General features: G+C 33.8%; 14 protein-coding genes. 6 read left to right on the top strand and 8 right to left on the bottom strand.

All coding sequences use genetic code 11. The annotated features are described in order from the left end of the window. Positions 1–8: 8 nt before the first annotated feature. From MY04_RS11695 to MY04_RS11685, 3 genes are all read left to right on the top strand, one after another. The gene (locus MY04_RS11695; RefSeq protein ID WP_066209884.1) at positions 9–479 is read left to right on the top strand and encodes a peptidylprolyl isomerase; all 471 of its coding nucleotides are present in this window, start codon (positions 9–11) and stop codon (positions 477–479) included. A 106-nt stretch (positions 480–585) separates the two neighbouring features. Then, a complete protein-coding gene (locus MY04_RS11690; protein ID WP_066209882.1) occupies positions 586–1533 on the top strand; it encodes a hypothetical protein in 948 nt (315 codons plus the stop codon). Between the two features lie 25 nt (positions 1534–1558). Beyond that, positions 1559–2521, top strand: a complete 963-nt coding sequence (locus MY04_RS11685; RefSeq protein ID WP_066209880.1) for an energy transducer TonB — start codon at positions 1559–1561, stop codon at positions 2519–2521. Between the two features lie 89 nt (positions 2522–2610). On the opposite strand, the gene MY04_RS11680 is transcribed toward MY04_RS11685, so the two are convergent. From MY04_RS11680 to glgP, 3 genes are all read right to left on the bottom strand, one after another. Then, the gene (locus MY04_RS11680) at positions 2611–3900 is read right to left on the bottom strand and encodes a glucoamylase family protein (RefSeq protein ID WP_066209878.1); all 1290 of its coding nucleotides are present in this window, start codon (positions 3898–3900) and stop codon (positions 2611–2613) included. A gap of 227 nt (positions 3901–4127) precedes the next feature. Further along, entirely contained in the window at positions 4128–4490 is a 363-nt protein-coding gene (locus tag MY04_RS11675; protein ID WP_084005857.1) for a hypothetical protein, read from the bottom strand. 181 nt (positions 4491–4671) lie between these two features. Beyond that, positions 4672–6330, bottom strand: a complete 1659-nt coding sequence (glgP, locus tag MY04_RS11670; RefSeq protein WP_066209876.1) for an alpha-glucan family phosphorylase — start codon at positions 6328–6330, stop codon at positions 4672–4674. A gap of 690 nt (positions 6331–7020) precedes the next feature. Here glgP and MY04_RS11665 point away from each other — a divergent pair. After that, positions 7021–10071, top strand: a complete 3051-nt coding sequence (locus MY04_RS11665; protein WP_066209872.1) for a PD-(D/E)XK nuclease family protein — start codon at positions 7021–7023, stop codon at positions 10069–10071. A 174-nt stretch (positions 10072–10245) separates the two neighbouring features. Then, the gene (locus MY04_RS11660) at positions 10246–11448 is read left to right on the top strand and encodes a tetratricopeptide repeat protein (protein WP_101958146.1); all 1203 of its coding nucleotides are present in this window, start codon (positions 10246–10248) and stop codon (positions 11446–11448) included. A gap of 46 nt (positions 11449–11494) precedes the next feature. Here MY04_RS11660 and ppk2 read toward each other — a convergent pair whose 3' ends face one another. The 3 genes from ppk2 to MY04_RS11645 form a co-directional block, all read right to left on the bottom strand. Continuing rightward, positions 11495–12298, bottom strand: a complete 804-nt coding sequence (gene ppk2, locus MY04_RS11655) for a polyphosphate kinase 2 (RefSeq protein ID WP_066209868.1) — start codon at positions 12296–12298, stop codon at positions 11495–11497. Positions 12299–12329: 31 nt separating this feature from the next. Further along, a complete protein-coding gene (locus MY04_RS11650; RefSeq protein WP_066209867.1) occupies positions 12330–12974 on the bottom strand; it encodes a ribonuclease H1 domain-containing protein in 645 nt (214 codons plus the stop codon). Positions 12975–13071: 97 nt separating this feature from the next. Next, positions 13072–13572: a GNAT family N-acetyltransferase gene (locus MY04_RS11645; protein ID WP_066209865.1), complete on the bottom strand. Its 501-nt coding sequence runs from the start codon at positions 13570–13572 to the stop codon at positions 13072–13074. A gap of 226 nt (positions 13573–13798) precedes the next feature. On the opposite strand from MY04_RS11645, the gene MY04_RS11640 reads away from it, so the two are divergent. After that, positions 13799–13945 (top strand): hypothetical protein, encoded by a 147-nt coding sequence (locus tag MY04_RS11640; RefSeq protein WP_169055531.1) that lies wholly within the window; start codon positions 13799–13801, stop codon positions 13943–13945. A gap of 74 nt (positions 13946–14019) precedes the next feature. Here MY04_RS11640 and MY04_RS11635 read toward each other — a convergent pair whose 3' ends face one another. Next, positions 14020–14643, bottom strand: a complete 624-nt coding sequence (locus MY04_RS11635) for a response regulator transcription factor (RefSeq protein ID WP_066209863.1) — start codon at positions 14641–14643, stop codon at positions 14020–14022. Positions 14644–14831: 188 nt separating this feature from the next. After that, positions 14832–17789: a sensor histidine kinase gene (locus MY04_RS11630; protein WP_158297670.1), complete on the bottom strand. Its 2958-nt coding sequence runs from the start codon at positions 17787–17789 to the stop codon at positions 14832–14834. Positions 17790–17980: the final 191 nt, after the last annotated feature.

The following is a 17980-nucleotide window of genomic DNA, read 5'->3' as shown; positions in this document are numbered from 1 at the left end:
TTATTGATATGAAAGCGATCATTAAAACAGATAAAGGAGATATGAAAGTAGATTTCTACTTAAACGATGCTCCTAATACAGTGGCTAACTTCGTAGACCTTGCAGAACACAACTACTACGATGGTTTAACTTTCCACAGAGTGATCCCTAACTTCGTAATCCAAGGTGGATGTCCTGATGGTACTGGTGCTGGTGGACCTGGTTACAGAATTGCATGTGAATTGGATGGCGACAACCAATACCATGACCGTGGTGTTTTATCTATGGCTCACGCTGGTAGAAACACAGGTGGTTCACAATTCTTTATTTGCCACAGCCGTGCACAAACTTCTCACCTAGACCGTAACCATACTTGTTTTGGTAAAGTAATCGAAGGTGTTGAAGTAGTAGATGATATCCGTCCAAACGATAAAATCGTATCTGTTCAGATTATCAGAGAAGAAGGTGATCCTGAATTAGGTGAGGTGAAAAAATTATAATTTCTAATTTAGAAATAGTATCTTTAAAAAAGCAATTAATGTCAATGCATTAATTGCTTTTTTATTTTTAGACAAACTTTACTTTTTAAAACTACTTCAATTAAAAATGAAACATCAAAAAACTATTGCAATGGTACTGGGGTACCTTTTATTGATCACAACTTCTGTTTTTGGTCAAGAAAAAATTTATCTAAACAAATGGAAGGCTGAATGTCAGAAAAATGAAGCTGAATTTTATCAAACTATTGAGAATGTAGGTACAGAAACTCCCTTATATCAAATAAAAACGTTTTCAATTGATGGAGTATTACTAACAAATGGACTCAAAGAAGATGTAAAAAAAGGAAGGTACATCAACGAGTATAAAGAGTACTACAAAAACGGAAATGTAAGTAGGATTTACCATTATAAGAAGTCTGAAAAAGATGTATTTGTAGAAACATTTTTCCCTGAAGGTCAGAAAAGATCAGAGTTGATACTAATTGGTGGTTATGATGAAGAAAAATATTTAAATGCCTGGAATGAAGAAGGAGAACAAATCTGTACGAATGGAGAGGGTGAATATTTTTGGAAGTCAGAAAAAACCGGAAAGCTTTACGGGGGGAAAATGACAAAATTCCATAAAACAGGAGAGTGGACAGGATATATTGAAGACCTTGATGTTACATTTACAGATACTTACAGAGCTGATGGTTCTTTGCAAAAAGGACAGGCTATTCGACAATCTGATAAAAAGGTATTTACTTATAAGGATGAATATGTTTATCCCTATGTGGTGAATTATGTACTTTATAAAAAGGTGAAATCAAAAATAAATGATTTACCCAAGGATATAAATTCAGATCATGTATATATCTCTGTCTATATCAACAAAGATGGTAAGGCAGAATATGCAAAAATGAGATTTACTGATGAACCTGTATCAGAAAGCGAACGTCAAGCTTTAGCAATAGTAAGAAAGTATTTAAAGAAATTTAATTTTGAACCAACTAAAAATCGAGGCGTAGCAACCGACGGTAAAGCTTATTTTAAATTTAAGCTGAGAACACCTTAGAGGTACTACTCCTGTATCTATTCTCATGAAACCAACTCTTCGACTTTTACTATTTTCTTTACTTTTAACAGGTTATTCTGTAAATGCTCAATCTGATTACATATCCATGTATTTGGATAAAAATGAATTAGAATGTATCAGCAAAACGGATGCGAAGTCAATTGCTAAAATTCGATTATCCACTGAAAGAAATGTTTTAGATTCTGTTTATGTCTATTATTTAGATGGAAACATTAAGTCTAAAGGAACATATTTTAAGTATTTTCGAGGTATAAAACACGGTGAGATGACCCATTATTATAAAAATGGAACATTAGCAAAGAAAGAAACTTATAATAAAGGTGTTTTGATCGAGGAGGAAGTGGAGTATTCCCCCAATGGCCAATTGAAATTAATTAAGAAGCATCCTTATAATTCTAAAACTGCAGAAATTAAAAATGCTTGGAATAAAGAAGGCAAACAAACTGTTTTAGAAGGAAAGGGCAATTTGGATTACAATTCTTGGGATGGAATTCATACTGCTAAAGGAAAAGTAAAAAATGGAAATAAGGTAGGTGAATGGATCGGAAAAAATAACCTATTATCTTTTACATATACCGAAAAGTATGATGCTCATGGTAAATTGATATCTGGAGTATCTATCAAAAACCAAAAGGAATTTACCTATTTCCAACTCACAGAAGAACCAAAGCATGAGAAAGGAAAGTATCATGTTTATCGTTCTATTGCTTATGTGATAAAATATCCCAGAGAAGCTAAAAATGAAGAGGTCAAAGGGAAGGTGTATACCAGGATGTACGTCAGTGAAAAAGGAGATGTTTATAACTTTAAAGTAGTAGAAGGTATTGGGCCAAGATGTGATAAAGAAGCTTTTAGAGTGATATCTCTAGTGTTTAAAGATGCTACTATGATACCTGCTAAAATAAGAGGAGTAGCATTCGAAAGTGTTTACATTTTTCCTTTATCATTTAAAGTCGGTTTGGAGTAATATATTTTGAAATCTAATTGATTGATTAAATATCAAAAAGTGCTTTTCTAATTAAAGAGAAGCACTTTTTTATTGATTAATAGAATAGATTATTGCTCAAAAGTCCAATTCAACCTTTGAATTCCTGTTCTTATATCCTCGTCCATCATAAAATATTTCCATAAAAGGCCGGTTCTGTAATTTTCAATCATTGTGATAATTGGTCCTTGATCAATGGCTAAAAAAGATTCAGCATACCAATCGTTGTTGGTTTGGTTGTATGCATCTTTAAAGCCATATTCACCCCATAGTTTAGGTTTTGTCTCATATAAATATCTCATAACCTCAAGAGACTCTTTTGGCGTATAAACAATCGACGATAAAGCTGCCGTTGGAGAAATTGTACCATTATCTAAGTTGGTCGTTGGTTCATGTGCCATATACCCACGGAAAGGGTCATCACTAGCGGTTAAACCCCATTCTTTTTCTCCATAGTTAGGGTATTTATCTTTCTGATTGATACACCAAAGTCTATTCTCTAAAGTTCTTTCTTTAATTAATTGAAAGTAGTTTTTTTCTGAATTTCCGTCTTTAAACTTAGGATCTAAACCAATGTAAGAGTAATGTGCCCAGAACAACGGTTTGGCAGAATCTTTCTCTAAGCTTAATTGATAACGATCCGTACCATTTTCCCAGCACGATTTATAAATACTAGGATCAATTTGATGTGTTGGAGAGGCTGCTGCCAATAAATACACAATTTGTGTTTCGTTAAAACCATACAAAGGCATATTCATTTGGAAATCATAGTTTGGAGACCAGTGCCAATATAAATTTTCAGTGCCGTTTCTATACCAATCCCAATCGACACCTTCCCATAAAGAAGTTGCCAATTTTCTTAGTTCTTTTTCTTCCTCATTATTCTGATTGAAATAATTACGAGAGGTGATAATTCCTTGAATTAGAAAAGCAGTTTCCACTAAATCTCCACCATCATCTTTTTTAGAAAATGAAAATGCTTTACCTGTAGATCCATCGTACCAATGTGGAAAAGCACCATGAAACTGATCTGATTTGTTTAGAAACTCATAGATTTGAATCAATCGTTTTGTTCCTTCTTCTCTAGTAATATATCCACGTTCTATACCTACTATAATGGCCATAATCCCAAAACCAGAACCACCTGTGGTAACAATATCGTCATTACCATTGCTACGTTCTCTTGCTAATCCCGCAAGCGGATGTCCATAATCCCAGAAGTATCTAAAAGTTTGTTTTTGGACAGTTTCCATTAATTCTTCATCAGAAAGCTTTTCTTGATTTTGTTCATCTTCATTGCGTCCCCATAAAAGGAAAGATGTGAATATGAAAAGGAGGGAAGTCCATAAGTATTTCTTCATTTCGTTTAGTTTTAGTTGAGTAGTTTGAATTTATGTTGTGGGTAAAAGTTGCTGATTATTTTTGAGTCAATAAAATATAGGAGTGGTCATGATCTTATCAAAAAGTAATCTGATGCTTAAGTTTTTGATGATCAGTAATCTATCGTTATTTATATTGAGAGGGAAAGAAACCTAGGGGAGAATTTGATAAGAGAAAAACACATCAATTATCCAATCGAAGTGAATAACTACACTCTTTTTCTATAATATTGAAAGTATTTACGCCAAGAAAAACGCTTACGTGTTGATAAGTAAGACTTGTTTTTTTCATTTTGATACGCTTCTTGTTCAAAACAGATCAATCGATAGGCTTTACTCACATTTTTGTGAATAAGTAATTGAAAAAGAAAGTCTAAAAAGTAGATAAAATAAAAAGTTATCAACAATAGTTCTTTTTGTTGAGCGAAATGAATTTTTTCATGTAAAATCATCCTTTTCCATTCCTCAGAATGTTGATAACTCTCAAATTCTTTTCGTACAAACACAAAAGGATAAACAGCCATTGCTGTATACCCCTTAAATGGAATAAATCTGTTGATAACTACTATCATACATATAATTTCCCTTTATTTTTTGATGATTCAAAATACAATGGAAAGTTTACTTCCGTTTGTGGTTCGAATTTCGGTGAAATAAAATGGGATTGCGAAGATAAAAAAAGCGAGCCTAATTTCATTAGACTCGCTTAGTAAATAACAATTGTATAGTAAATAGGCGTTAACCTACTAATTTTTACTCATTGTATAATTTTTCGTAGTACTGTAATGCCATACGGTTAGCATCGAAGTAAGGAAGAACGTCTCTCATAGAGTTTTTCACTCTTTCGTTCCACTCTTCTGGCTTGTCGTAGTATGTTGGGATGATCTCATTCTCCAAGATATCTAACAAGCTGTTCAAGTCTTGCTCATCTTGCTCGTGGATTGGAGCATTCAAATCAGCTAGAGGAAGAACGTATGAGTTCTCACCGTTAGCAAATTCAGGAATCCAACCATCGTTTGTAGAAAGGTTAATACCACCGTTCATTGCAGATGTCATACCTGAAGTACCAGAAGCCTCACGAGGTACACGTGGGTTGTTCAACCATACGTCAGAACCTTGCTTCAACTTACGAGAAAGCTTCAATTCGTAACCTACTAAAACAGCCATGTTACCATAGTCTTTAGAAAGGTGAACTAGTTGGTTGAATACTGAAACCGCACCGTAATCCATTGGATAAGGCTTACCTGCCCAGATAATTTGAACTGGACGGTCTGGGTTGTTCATGATTCTGTTGAAACGCTCTTTGTTTCTAGTGATCAAGTCAGCACGCTTATATGCAGCGAAACGACGTGCCCAAACGATAGTCAAGACTTTAGGGTCCATCAATTTACCAGTTTGGTCAGCTACTGTTTCAAATAATTTCGATTTTAAGTATCTCTTACGATCTAATAATTTCTCGTCATCTTCTTTATGAAGTGCTGAGTACAATTGATCGTCTGCCCAATACGTTCTGTTTTGTGCGTTAGTGATTGATGTGATACGGCAAATGTTGTCGTATTTGTTCCACATATCGTTTGATACCTCACCGTGTAATTTAGATACACCGTTAGCTACTCTCGATAGACGTAAACAAGCAAGAGAGTGATCGAAAGTATCGTTTTCGATACCAGTCATTTTTCTTACTTCATCTAATGGAATACCATTGAAGTAACCTAATTTATTAAGGAAGTGGATATCGTGCTTCTCGTTACCAGCTTCTTCAGGAGTGTGAGTAGTGAAAACTAATTTTTCTTTCACTTTCTCCATGTCTTTACCATACTTGTTCGCTAAGTGGAACGCAGCAGGAAGGGCGTGAGCCTCGTTGAAGTGGTAAACTTCAGCGTTATATTCTAACTCATCCAATAATTTAGCACCACCTAAACCTAATAGCATGTACTGAGCAACTTTTGCAGAAGCGTCAGCGTCATATAGACGGTGAGAAATTGATTGTGACAAGTAATCATTTTCAGGTAGGTCAGTCGTCAAGAAGAACATTGGTACTGTCTTGAATACGTCTGGACGCAAATACTTTGCAGTTACCCAAACTGGGTGACCGTTTACTTCGATAGTAAATTTGATATTTGTGTCTTCCAAGAAGTTGTTGATCTTCTCTTGGAATAACGCATCCATTTCTTGGTTACCTTTACGTACTTGGTCATAGTAACCGTATTTCCAAAGAATACCAATACCGATGAAGTTTTGGTTAAGCTCGTAGCTTGAACGCATGTGAGAACCTGCTAAGAAACCTAAACCACCAGAATAGATTTTAAATGGTTGGTCGATAGCAAATTCCATACAGAAATAAGCAACACGCTTTTTGTATTTGGGGTCGTAAGCGTAAGGGTGTTTGAAGTTTTCTTCGAAACGTGACATATGATTAAAATTGATTTATTTTATTGTTTTATTTTCAGTTGAATACGAATTGACGTCAAATGGACAATTCTAAATTCTGATTGCAATTTTTAGAATTTATTTTTCTAATGTTATGATGTAGATCACCATTTTAAGAAACCTTTTCAGAAACCGATTGCGAAACCGTTGTAATGTTAAAGGTTAGACTTAAATATTTCGATTTTTTTGATTTTTAAACAAAAAAATTCATGAAATAGTAAATTTTAAATAACATTCTATGGGTTATTATCAATTTGTTACAAACATTTGATAGTAACTTTTCCTCTATTTTGAGGGCACAGGAACGGAATCAAGAACAAAAAATGCCTTCTTAAAACGTTGATATTGAAAATACATTCCAATCATCAAAGCTAAAGCGGTCATAAATATCCATGATACAGCCTTCCATATTAGGGAAAGAAGGTATTGAAATCCTTTAAATATTGGGAGAATGATAAATGTTGCAATAATCAATAGAATTGTTGTACTAAATGTATAGAAGTTCATATTTGGGCGGATTATTAAAGTGAATCTCTACTCAATTTACGAACAAATCTGCTATAGGTTTTACTTTTGGTAAAATTTATTTTGATCCACCTTAAATATTATATTTTTTCCTCTTATTTTCGATGCTAGAAAAAGTTATTATCTACCCCCTTTTTTCCCTTAAGAATGAAAACCTATCCTTCACCATTTTTATTAGAAGTAGCAAGAAATGTCTATCAGCAACATAAAAATGAACTAACAAAAATTATTGTTGTACTACCTTCTCGAAGAGCATGTATGTACTTTAAACAATATTTTGGTAGTGTTATCGATCAATTAACCATCGCTCCTCAAATTATATCGATGGAAGGATTTGCAGAATTGTTCTCTCAGTTACTGAAGGCGGATAATGTGACTTTATTGTTCGAACTATTTAAGGTGTATCAGGAAAAAGACAAAGATTTAAAAATTGAGGAATTTGTTCATTTAGGGAAGTCGCTTCTTTCAGAATTTAATATGATTGATAATAATCTGAATGAAAAGAAGGTAGATGAGATGTTCGAACATCTAAATGAAGTAAAGCTTTTAGAAGATTGGGCTCAAGGATTAGGTGATGAGGAAAAAGAAGATTTAAAAAGCAATTGGAGGGAGGGGAAGACTTCCATGACAGAGTTCTTGATATTCTGGCAACGCCTTGCTGATGCTTATGCGACGTTTAAAAAATCGTTATTATCAAAAGGTTTGGCCTATGGTGGTATGCTTTTCAGAGAAGCACTGACCAATCTGGAAGACCGTATGGAGGAACTTGAAATAGAGAAAGTAATTTTCGCAGGTTTCTCTCAAATGAGTGGGGTAGAACAAGAGATCGTTCAAAAATTAAACGATTTAGGAAAAGGACAAACCTATTTCGATGCAGATAAACGTTATTTGGATAAGTCTATCAATCACGAGGCAGGTTATTATTTAAGAAAATATGTCAATGGTTTTGGCGCTCAACATCCTCATTTTGCTATAGACCAATTCAATACCCACGATAAATTGGTCGGGTTTAAATCAGTGAGTTCAACGGTTGGAGAAGTAAAATTGGCAGGAGAGTGGCTTATTTCTTTATTGTCTACTGAAAAAGATAAATTAGAGTTTAGTCAGACACTAAATCATACCGCTATCTTATTACCCGATGAAAGCCTATTACCTGCTTTACTAAAATCATTGCCTGATATTACTTTTGAAGATGGAAAGACGTTGGCCGAATATACCAACATCACTATGGGTGTTAGTTTTGATACTACTCCACTTTTTGATCTTATCAAAGAGATTTTCTTAATGAAAGAAAGGGTGGTAGAAAAGGATAATAAGGCCACTGTTTATTTCAAGAATGTTCAGAACATATTAAGACATCCTTTCTTCAATAGTAATTATAGAGAAATAGATCAGATTGCAAGCGGTATTTTAGATGATATCGTCAATAAAAATTTTATCAATATTCCTTTAGATTACCTGGTGGATGCATCGGGTGACATGGAAATATTCAAGGTGGTATTTCGACCTTGGAAAAATAACTATAAGGACATTATCAAAAACTTTATCGACTTGATCAATGCCTTATTGCGTATGATGAAATCGAGTATCAATTCGGTAGGAGAAGAAGAAGTAAAAATATCCGATTCTATTTATAGTTATGAAGAGGAGCTGTTAAGTATATTATTCGAACATCTAAAACACCTGAATAAAGTGTTGCCTAATTTTATTCAGAAGGAAAGTGATTTACCTATCAAGATGTTTAAAACATTACTTTTAGAGTTGCTGAGAGGAACAAAAGTACCTTTTACAGGTGTACCTATTGCTCCGTTACAGATTATGGGTATGTTGGAAAGCCGTGCTTTGGATTTTAAAAACGTCTTGATTCTGACTTGTAATGAAGGAATGCTCCCAACAAAAAAATCTGTAGAAGCGATCATACCATTTGATATCCGATCGAATTATGGATTACCTACATACAAAGATAAAAATGCCGCTTTTGCTTATACTTTCTACCGTTTATTCCACCGATCGGAACATCTAATGTTTAGTTATTTGGACGCCAATTCTGGAAGTGATGTGGGCGAACAAAGTAGATACCTGCTTCAGGTAAAAGAGGAAATGATGGAAGATAGTGGATTTAGAGTAAAACAAATAGACGATCATCAAGAAGCTTGGTTATTGGCAAAAGCAGATAAAACAATGTCGGAACCGATTAAGGTATCTAAATCCGAAGAGTTAAAAGAAAGTATCATTACCCGATTGAAAAAAGGGGTCAGTCCATCTTCTATAAGTTCATATATCAGAAATCCACTCACATTTATAGATCAAAAAGTCATTGGGTTAGATGAGTCGGATGATATTGAAGAGGATTTGGATTCTAGAAGCTTTGGTAATGTAGTACACACTGCTATGGAATGGGGTTTTAGAAGAATGGCAGGCTTAAAAGATGAGTACGATCCAAAGAAAAAAGAAATTCAACCTTCTTTTGTATTGAGAATAGATGATTTTAAGAAAGCCATAGATGACCGACCTTTTATCATTCAACTTATTGAAGACGCTGCCCAAAAAGAGAAGGTAGAGTTGGTGAAAGGTCAAAACCTTTTATTAAAATCAGTTGCTGAGAATATCATCGTTCGCTTTTTCAAAAAACAAATAGAGGAATTGGAGGCATCCGAATCGAAAGCTTTTGGAATTGTTCGATTGGAGGAGTTTATCAATCACAATGTCACATTGGATATAAATGGAGAAAAAGTAGAACTACGTTTGGCAGGTATGGCCGATAGAATAGACGTTTTAGACGGTAAGCTAAGAATTGTAGATTATAAATCGGGAAGCTATGTGGAATCGAAAATGAAGCCCAAAAATTGGGAGGTGTTTATCGATGATGTGGATTATGCAAAAGCCTTACAGATTTCTTTGTATTCTTATTTGACTAAATCAGCTATGGGCGATCCATCAAATGCTCATTTTCATCAGATGATAAGGGCATGTAATGAAGTCCTCGCTAAGGAAAAAGTACCAACCATCGATTTCTCAAAAGATATTGATGCCGGATTTTATTTCTTCAGAAAAATCAATGATGGATTAATATCATGTAAATTGGATGGGACTTTTTACGGAGAAGAAATGGACTTTTTACCCAAAACAGAGAAATGGTTAGAACTTTGGGGCAAACACCTGCTTGACACTGAAACATTGCTTGAAGATGTAATTTGAATTGTAAAAAAACTTAAAATATCTTATAGAAAGGATAAAGACTGCCTAACATTGGTTTATTGGGTATAAATTGAGTTGTCTTTTTAAAGAGTAACACAAAAACTACTCTGGGACTACTACCAAATTTGTTCTTCAATTGGAAACTACGCCTTGAGGTTTATTTATAAAAGCATATTGATATTAGTATTTTTCCTCACTAATAATGAAGTGAATGCACAGCAAAAACTTCCAAAATTAGATGAGGTGGATATGCTTATGACCAATCTTACGGTACAGCTCGAAATTACTTCTGGTATAGATGCTATGTATAACTTTGATTTTAAAGTGGCAGAAGGACAATTTCATTGGTTAAAAAGTCATTACCCCGAACATCCCCTACCTTATTTTTTAATGGGTCTATGTCAATGGTGGAAAATTGTTCCTAATATTGAAAATAATACTTACGACGATCAATTTTTTGCTTATATGGATTCTGCTATTTATTACGCAGAAGCGATGTACAAAGAGGATAAAAAGAATCAAGAAGCACTTTTCATTTTAGCAGGTACTTGGGCTTTTGAAGGGCGTTTACATGGTGAACGACATCATTGGACAAAAGCTACTTTCTCGGTAAGAAAGGCATTGAACTATTTCGATAAGTTGAAAGAAATGCCTAAAACCGATCTTACTCCTGAGTTACTTTACGGAGATGGGCTTTACAATTACTATGTAGAGTGGATCAAGGAAAATTATAAAATGCTTCGTCCAGTTTTATGGGTATTTGATTCTGGAGATAAAGAATTAGGAATAGAACAATTGGAAACGTGTGGTAAAGAGGCTTTTTATACACGTATAGAAGCGATGTATTACCTGATGAAGGTACATTCTTCTAAAGGAGGAAAAATGATACGAGCCCTTCAGATATCTGACTATTTGCACACGAAGTATCCAAATAACCCTTACTTCCATAGGTATTACGCTCGATTATTATACTATAGTGGACGCTACCCTCAATTATATAAAGTTTGCAAATCGCTATATGATAGAGTAGAAGAGAAACAGACGGGTTACGAAGAAATGAGTGGTCGTTATGCTGCTTTTTTCTTAGGTTCTTATTATAGAGATTACCTTGGTGACCGAGATTCAGCTGAATTCTATTTCAAGAAAGCGGTAGAATATGTTGAAGAAATTAAAGATTTTGGATCGGGATATTATCATTATTCTTTAGCTGCTTTAGCAAGAGATGCTAAGAAACAAAAGGATTATGAAGCGGCAGAAAAGTATTACAGTAAAATACAGCTATATGCAGTAGGTAGAAAAGATTTACTTTCTGAGGCAAAAACTTTTAGAAAGGAAAATAAAAAGAGGAAGAAGCAAGAAAAGAAAAATCAAAAATAGTCATCATTCAGAAAGAAATGATGACTATTTTTATTTTACTACCTACCTAATATTTATCCGGAACAAACGTCTGTTCATCCAGCGGAGGTCGAACATATCCTTCCTTATTAATAGGAGGTAAGTCGATTTTCTTATACTTGATTTCTTTATAAGGGACTTTCGATAAAAAGTGACTGATACAGTTCAATCTAGCTTTCTTCTTGTCGTCTGCTTTGACCACAAACCAAGGCGATTGTTTGGTATCGGTGTAAGCAAACATATTGTCTTTTGCTTTAGAATACTCCACCCACTTAGCTCTAGACTCCAAATCCATTTCCGAGAACTTCCATCTTTTAATAGAAGAATTGATACGTTCTGCGAAACGCTTTTCTTGCTCTTCGTCAGAAACAGAGAACCAGTATTTAATTAAAATGATGCCGGAACGAATCAACATTCTCTCGAATTCAGGACAAGTTCTTAAGAATTCTTGATATTGATCGGGAGTACAGAAGCCCATGACATGTTCTACACCGGCTCTGTTGTACCAACTTCTATCGAATAAAACAATTTCTCCTGCCGCAGGAAGATGAGGCACATATCTTTGGAAATACCACTGAGATTTTTCTTTTTCGGTAGGAACGCCAAGTGCCACAATTTTCGCCACACGGGGATTTAGTTTTTCTGTAATTCTTTTAATTACACCACCTTTTCCAGCGGCATCTCTACCTTCAAAAATAACGACTACTTTTAACCCTTCTTTCTTTACCCACTCTTGCATTTTAACCAATTCGGTCTGCAATTTTTCTAACTCGCCTTCGTAATAGTCTTTTTGTAATTTTCCTTTCTTGGTGTATTTCTCTTCTTTGCTCATCTATGCGGTATTTTAGGTTAAATTTTGATGTCTACTTTCTACCAAAATCAGCAGGAATTTCCCCCCAATGCTTGGTTTCCCATTTTCGAATAGGATTCATGTATGTATTCGTCTCCAACCATTTGATAGCTCTGTCGATCATATCAAATAATTGAGCGTTTTTATTATTCTTTTCTAATGTGGTTTTGATCTTCTTTTCTCTGACCCACTTCATCGCCGTACGACTATCAGTATAAACTATTGTCTGATCGTACTTATGTTGTTTTAGGTAAGCCAATGCATGTACAATACCTAAAAACTCACCTATATTATTTGTACCATCCTCATAAGGTCCCTGAATAAATAGTTGCTGACCATTCTCTAACCAAACCCCTCTATATTCCATGGGGCCTCTTGCTCCAGAACAAGCAGCATCAACGGCTAAGCTATTGTTCATAATAGGTAAACCTACCGTTGGATCGTAAATCTGCTTCGGTTTTTCTCCTGCTTTTTTCTTTACAATATATTCAGCAGGATTCCCCTTAAAAGCAATTTCAGCCTCTCTTAAAGAATCAAAAGATTTATATTTCGCACCTTTTACTCCTTGTACATGTTTTTGGCATTCTGCCCATGTCTTATACACACCGGGAGTTCCACCCGACCACACTACATAAAACTTTTGTTTCTTATTCGCCATTGTTTTTACTTAATTAACCTATGAATTTAAGCATTACTTTTTGGATGAAAAAGAATCTAAGAAAGGAGATTTGAATAATTCTTTCAGTTTGAAGATTTTACAATTCCAATTCATGTTGATGCCATTCGACCTCATCCTCCTTAAAAGAATGCGTAAAGGCAAAGCCTAGCTTTTCAATCACTCTTTTTGATGCTGAATTGTATATCATACATCTAGCCACAACTTTTTTCACCTCTTTCTTTTTTGCCCATTTTAAACAAGCAATAGCCGCTTCAGTAGCAAATCCTTTATTCCAAGCATTACGCATCAAGCGAAAACCAATATCCACTTCTTGGGTATCAGGATGATATTTTAAACCACACCATCCAATGTATTCATCAGTTGATTTGAGTCGAATGGTCCAGCGACCCATTCCATGAAGTTCATAATCATTATACTTTCTGATAAAAGACAGCGTTTCTTCTAGATTTTCAAATGCTGCATCACCTGTAAATCGCATGACTTCGGGATCCGAATTGAGAAGGAAAAAACCTTCAGCATCTCTCTTAGAGAATTCAGAAAAGGTCAATCTTGAGGTGTTTAAAGGTAGTTTTGTCATGTTTAGATGAAGAAAAAAAGTAGGATAAATAAGAATAACAATTATTTGAAATCAGTAAAATGTTGAAAAACAGATTCAATAACCGATTTTTTTTGAAAAAATGATCAACTTTTTAAAAGGTATCCTAGAAAAAACTTGAAGAATAAATAGATATAAGTTAAATTTGCACGCTCATAATTCTAGGATTGTGACCTTAATAATGTAATTGATTTAATTAAATATAATCATGGGATATACAAAACTTATTAGAAAGTCTAGAAGAAATAAGACAATCGCTCTTAAGCGTGTGAAAACTATCCAACGTTTGAGCGCTAAGCCAGTAATCAAAAAAGTTGACGTTGAGGCTATCAAAGCTGAATTCGCTGCTAAGTAATTTGAATTACTAAAGTCAAAAAAAGTCTAGAACCGAAATTCTAGACTTTTTTTATTGACTATATTTTTTGAGGGTTAAATAAAACCTTCGCTTTTGGCTTTCGTTACCGCCTCAATTTTATTAGAGACTTGTAATTTCAAGTAGATATTTTTGATGTGGAATTTGACGGTATCTTTCGACACAGAAATCTGATCGGCAATATCCATATATGATTTTCCTTCTGCTAATAGGTTGAGTACATCAGTTTCTCTGTTGGTAAGTGGAGATTCGCTTTCTCTTCTAAACGATTTAACTACCAATTTCGCGATCTGTGTACTCATTGGTGCTCCTCCTGCAGAAACTTCATCCAATGCTCTCAATAATTGAGTGTGATTACTATTCTTTGTGATATACCCAGTAGCTCCGGCACATAATGCGTCGAATACATACTGACTATTTTCATGAACAGAAATAATTAAAATATCTGTTCTAGGTAAAGTCTGACGAATATTTCTTGTCCCTTCAATGCCATTCATTCCGGGTAAATCAATATCCATTAATACAATATCAGGTAAATCAGTCTCAAGTTTTTTTAATGCATCTTCACAAGTGGTATAGGCATTGACAACTTCATAATTAGAAGTCTTTGTCTCTATAAGTAGTTGAAAAGCTTCTTGAACATCTTTATTATCCTCGACAATGATAATTTTCTTTTTCATAATATGCTAGGTACAAAAAAAAAAGAGATGATTCAATTTAAATTGTCACCTCTTTTTTGAATTTCAACAATAAGAATGAGTTCCCCAACTCAGTTGAGGGTTATAGTCCGGATTTGTACTGCTTAACGATTCATTAATTCAAAAGTACGTGATAAAGCAATATGACGTACTACCCTAAAGGGTAGTTTTTAGGGTAGTTGTTCTAGATTCTTATTGAAAGTAACTGATACTGTAGTTCCTATGCCAGGTTGTGATTCAACCGATATATGACTTTTTTTCATTTTTTTTGTACGAGAATGCATGTTTTGAATGCCGTTACCATAATTCGTAGTTGCTTTATCGAAGCCATTTCCATCATCTTTAATACTTATGGTAATGGTATCTGCTTGCTGAGTTAAAGAGAAGTGTACGTGTTTTGGTTGGGCATATTTAGCAATATTGGTCATAGCCTCTTTAAATATAAAAATCAATTGTAAACTCCATGAATGTGGAAGAATAAGCCTTTCGATTTTATCAGAAACTTCTTTTTGAGCATGAAAACGGATTTGTAGTTCTTCAAAGAATTCATCACCAAAGTCTTTGATGTGATCGAATACAATTCCTAAAACATCATTTTTAGCATCAATAGACCAAATAAAATCCCTTGTCCCGTTGTATAACGATTTCGATTGACTCTCTATTCGGTTTAAAATCTTTTCTGTATCTGCATCTTTTCCTTTAAGTTTCATAGAAGCAAGGTCAGCTAATACAGTAATTGAAGCTAGCTTGTTACCCATTTCATCGTGAAAATCTTGAGCAATTTCTTTTCTTACAATCTGTAACTTTTTCTCTGCTTTATTTTTAGAATCAAGAATTTCTTGTAATTCATCTGATTTCCCTTTCTCGGTTTTAATTCGAGAATAAGAGTAATACGAGATACCAATAATTAGAATAACCAAGGATCCTATTTTAAAAAGTATATGTTCCCAAAAATATCCTTTAATAATTAGAGTGGCTACACTGGGTTCACTCCAATCCGAACCAATAGTTTTTCCTCTTAATAACAATTGATATTCACCCGGAGTACTTTTATTAATGTTCAGTAGATCGGTATATTGAAATTCTATCCATTCAGCATCTTCAGATATTTTATATTGAAGAATTAAAGATTCCATTTCACTTAAAACATCTGATTCCAAAGGGATTTTTACACTACTAAACTTACTATGTGAATAAAAAATAGGTGCTGACCATTTTACTGTTGGAGGAACAATACTCTTACATGGAATTGAATTCGGCATGGACATAATTCCTTGATAAGTACCAATCCATAATTGATGATTCGAACTTTCAAAAATAGTAGTGATGTAGTTACTAATTAGTCCCGAGGAAATATTAAATCTTCGAATCACTTTATTGTTTCTGAGAACTATTAAACCTTCTGATGTTCCCACCCATAACTGCCCTAAATGATCAATAAATAGCTTAGTACAACGTATATTATTCATTTGATCAACAACTTTTATAGATGCATCTAAGTCACCCAAAACTAATTGATGCAGATTATAATTGGTGGCGATCCAAATACAGTTGTTTTCATTATCAAAGAGAATATCCTGAATTCTTTCTCCCGATGTAAACTCATCTACCCAAACTTTTCTTTTGGTTAGTTTCGTGTTTTTATCATGGTCATATAAACTTAAAGCACCTTTAGTGGCCACCCAAACTGTAGTATCTGAGATAATCGCATTGACAATTTTAGGTTGCGTAATTTTACCTTCAGGAAACTTATGGAAAGCTCTTTTAAGCTTCATATTATCTTCAAAAATCTTCAGAGTATCTTCTTCACTAAACCAAATTCCACTGTAATTTCTACCTACAAAAGTACTGTAGGAAATATCTAATGAATCTTTGTTTTCGAAAAATGTCCCATCATCAGAAGTATATAAAACTCTGTTATTGATCTTGTTGATATATACTCTAATATTTTTGTAACGTTCATAAGTATTACGGTTATCTAAATTGTATTCTATTACTTGGTTGGTGGTAGAAAAAAGTAGACTACTATCGTTTTCCTGATTGATGGATAGAATATGAGGAATAGATAATTCTTCGATACCAATGTAGTTGAAATCAAGGTTATTGACCATAAATAATCCATCTCCTTGAGTAGAAATCCATAATCGATCGTTGGAATCTACCATAATCGAGGAATTAGAAGATTTAGACTGGATATATTTATCAAGGTTAATTCTTCTACTGTTATCTTTTTTTACGTAATAACTTACTTGATGATGAAGTGATTCATTAATAGAGTATACAATATCTCCATTTTGTAAATCGTATATATTAGAAACAAAACATTCCTCACCAATAGGGTAGGTTTGTAAAATTGTTCCATTATCAGATACTTTCAATATTTTACCTTTACAACCCACTAATAACCCTCCATCTTTAGATGGGTAAGCACAGGAAATGTATTCTTTACCTAAAGTCTTTTCGAAAAAGTTATCTGTCAGTTTAGTTCCTTCTATCACTCTGAACCCTTGGGAGTCTCTACCCATTGCTAGTACTTTGTCTTGATAAAGTGTAAGACTAAAGGGAATGAACTTATCAATATCCAACATATAAGATGGCAAACCTTTGTTTACTGAAATGAACAGTTCTGTTTTGCCATTTTTCTGTTTGGTATATGGGATGATGGTATCACCTCTTTTATTTTTTTCATCTGTAACATAACCTTTGGTCCATTGCCACCCATAAACTCTACCCTTATGTACAATTCCTTTATGAAGTTTATTTGCTCCAGGAGTTTGTAAATGTGGATAAGTATGTATGCTATCACTTTCTTGATTGTAAACATGAATACCTCCTTTCCAACTGAAGATGTAGACAGAATCAGCATCGTTTTTATTGAACCCAATAATGAATGGCGATTGTAAACCATCTTTAGTACTGTAGGTCTTAAAATTTTTGCCATTAAAAGTACACATGCCATCATCTGTGCCTATCCATATTTTATCATCTTCCTCTAATAAATTATAAATAAAATTATGAGGTAAACCATCCTTGGTCGTCCAATGATGCACGTTTGGTTTCTGCCCAAAAACTTGATAAGTAATTAGAAATAAAAGAAGTAAGAAGTTGTATTTATAGTTATATGGCATATGACCCATATTTTTTTCTAATTTTTTTTGATTCTGCAACCCGTTGAAAAAATAAATTTATGTATTTATACTTTATTAAGTGCTAAAAATCACCTAATTCATTCATTTTCCCGTTTATATTTGATGGTTATCAAAAGCATATTACAAATATTTTTCTGTATATTTTGATAACGAATAAAGTTAATAATGAA

It is taken from the genome of Flammeovirga sp. MY04 (assembly GCF_001682195.2).
In the GTDB taxonomy this organism is placed as follows: Bacteria; Bacteroidota; Bacteroidia; order Cytophagales; family Flammeovirgaceae; genus Flammeovirga; species Flammeovirga yaeyamensis.
This window is presented reverse-complemented; position numbering and strand designations above follow the sequence as displayed.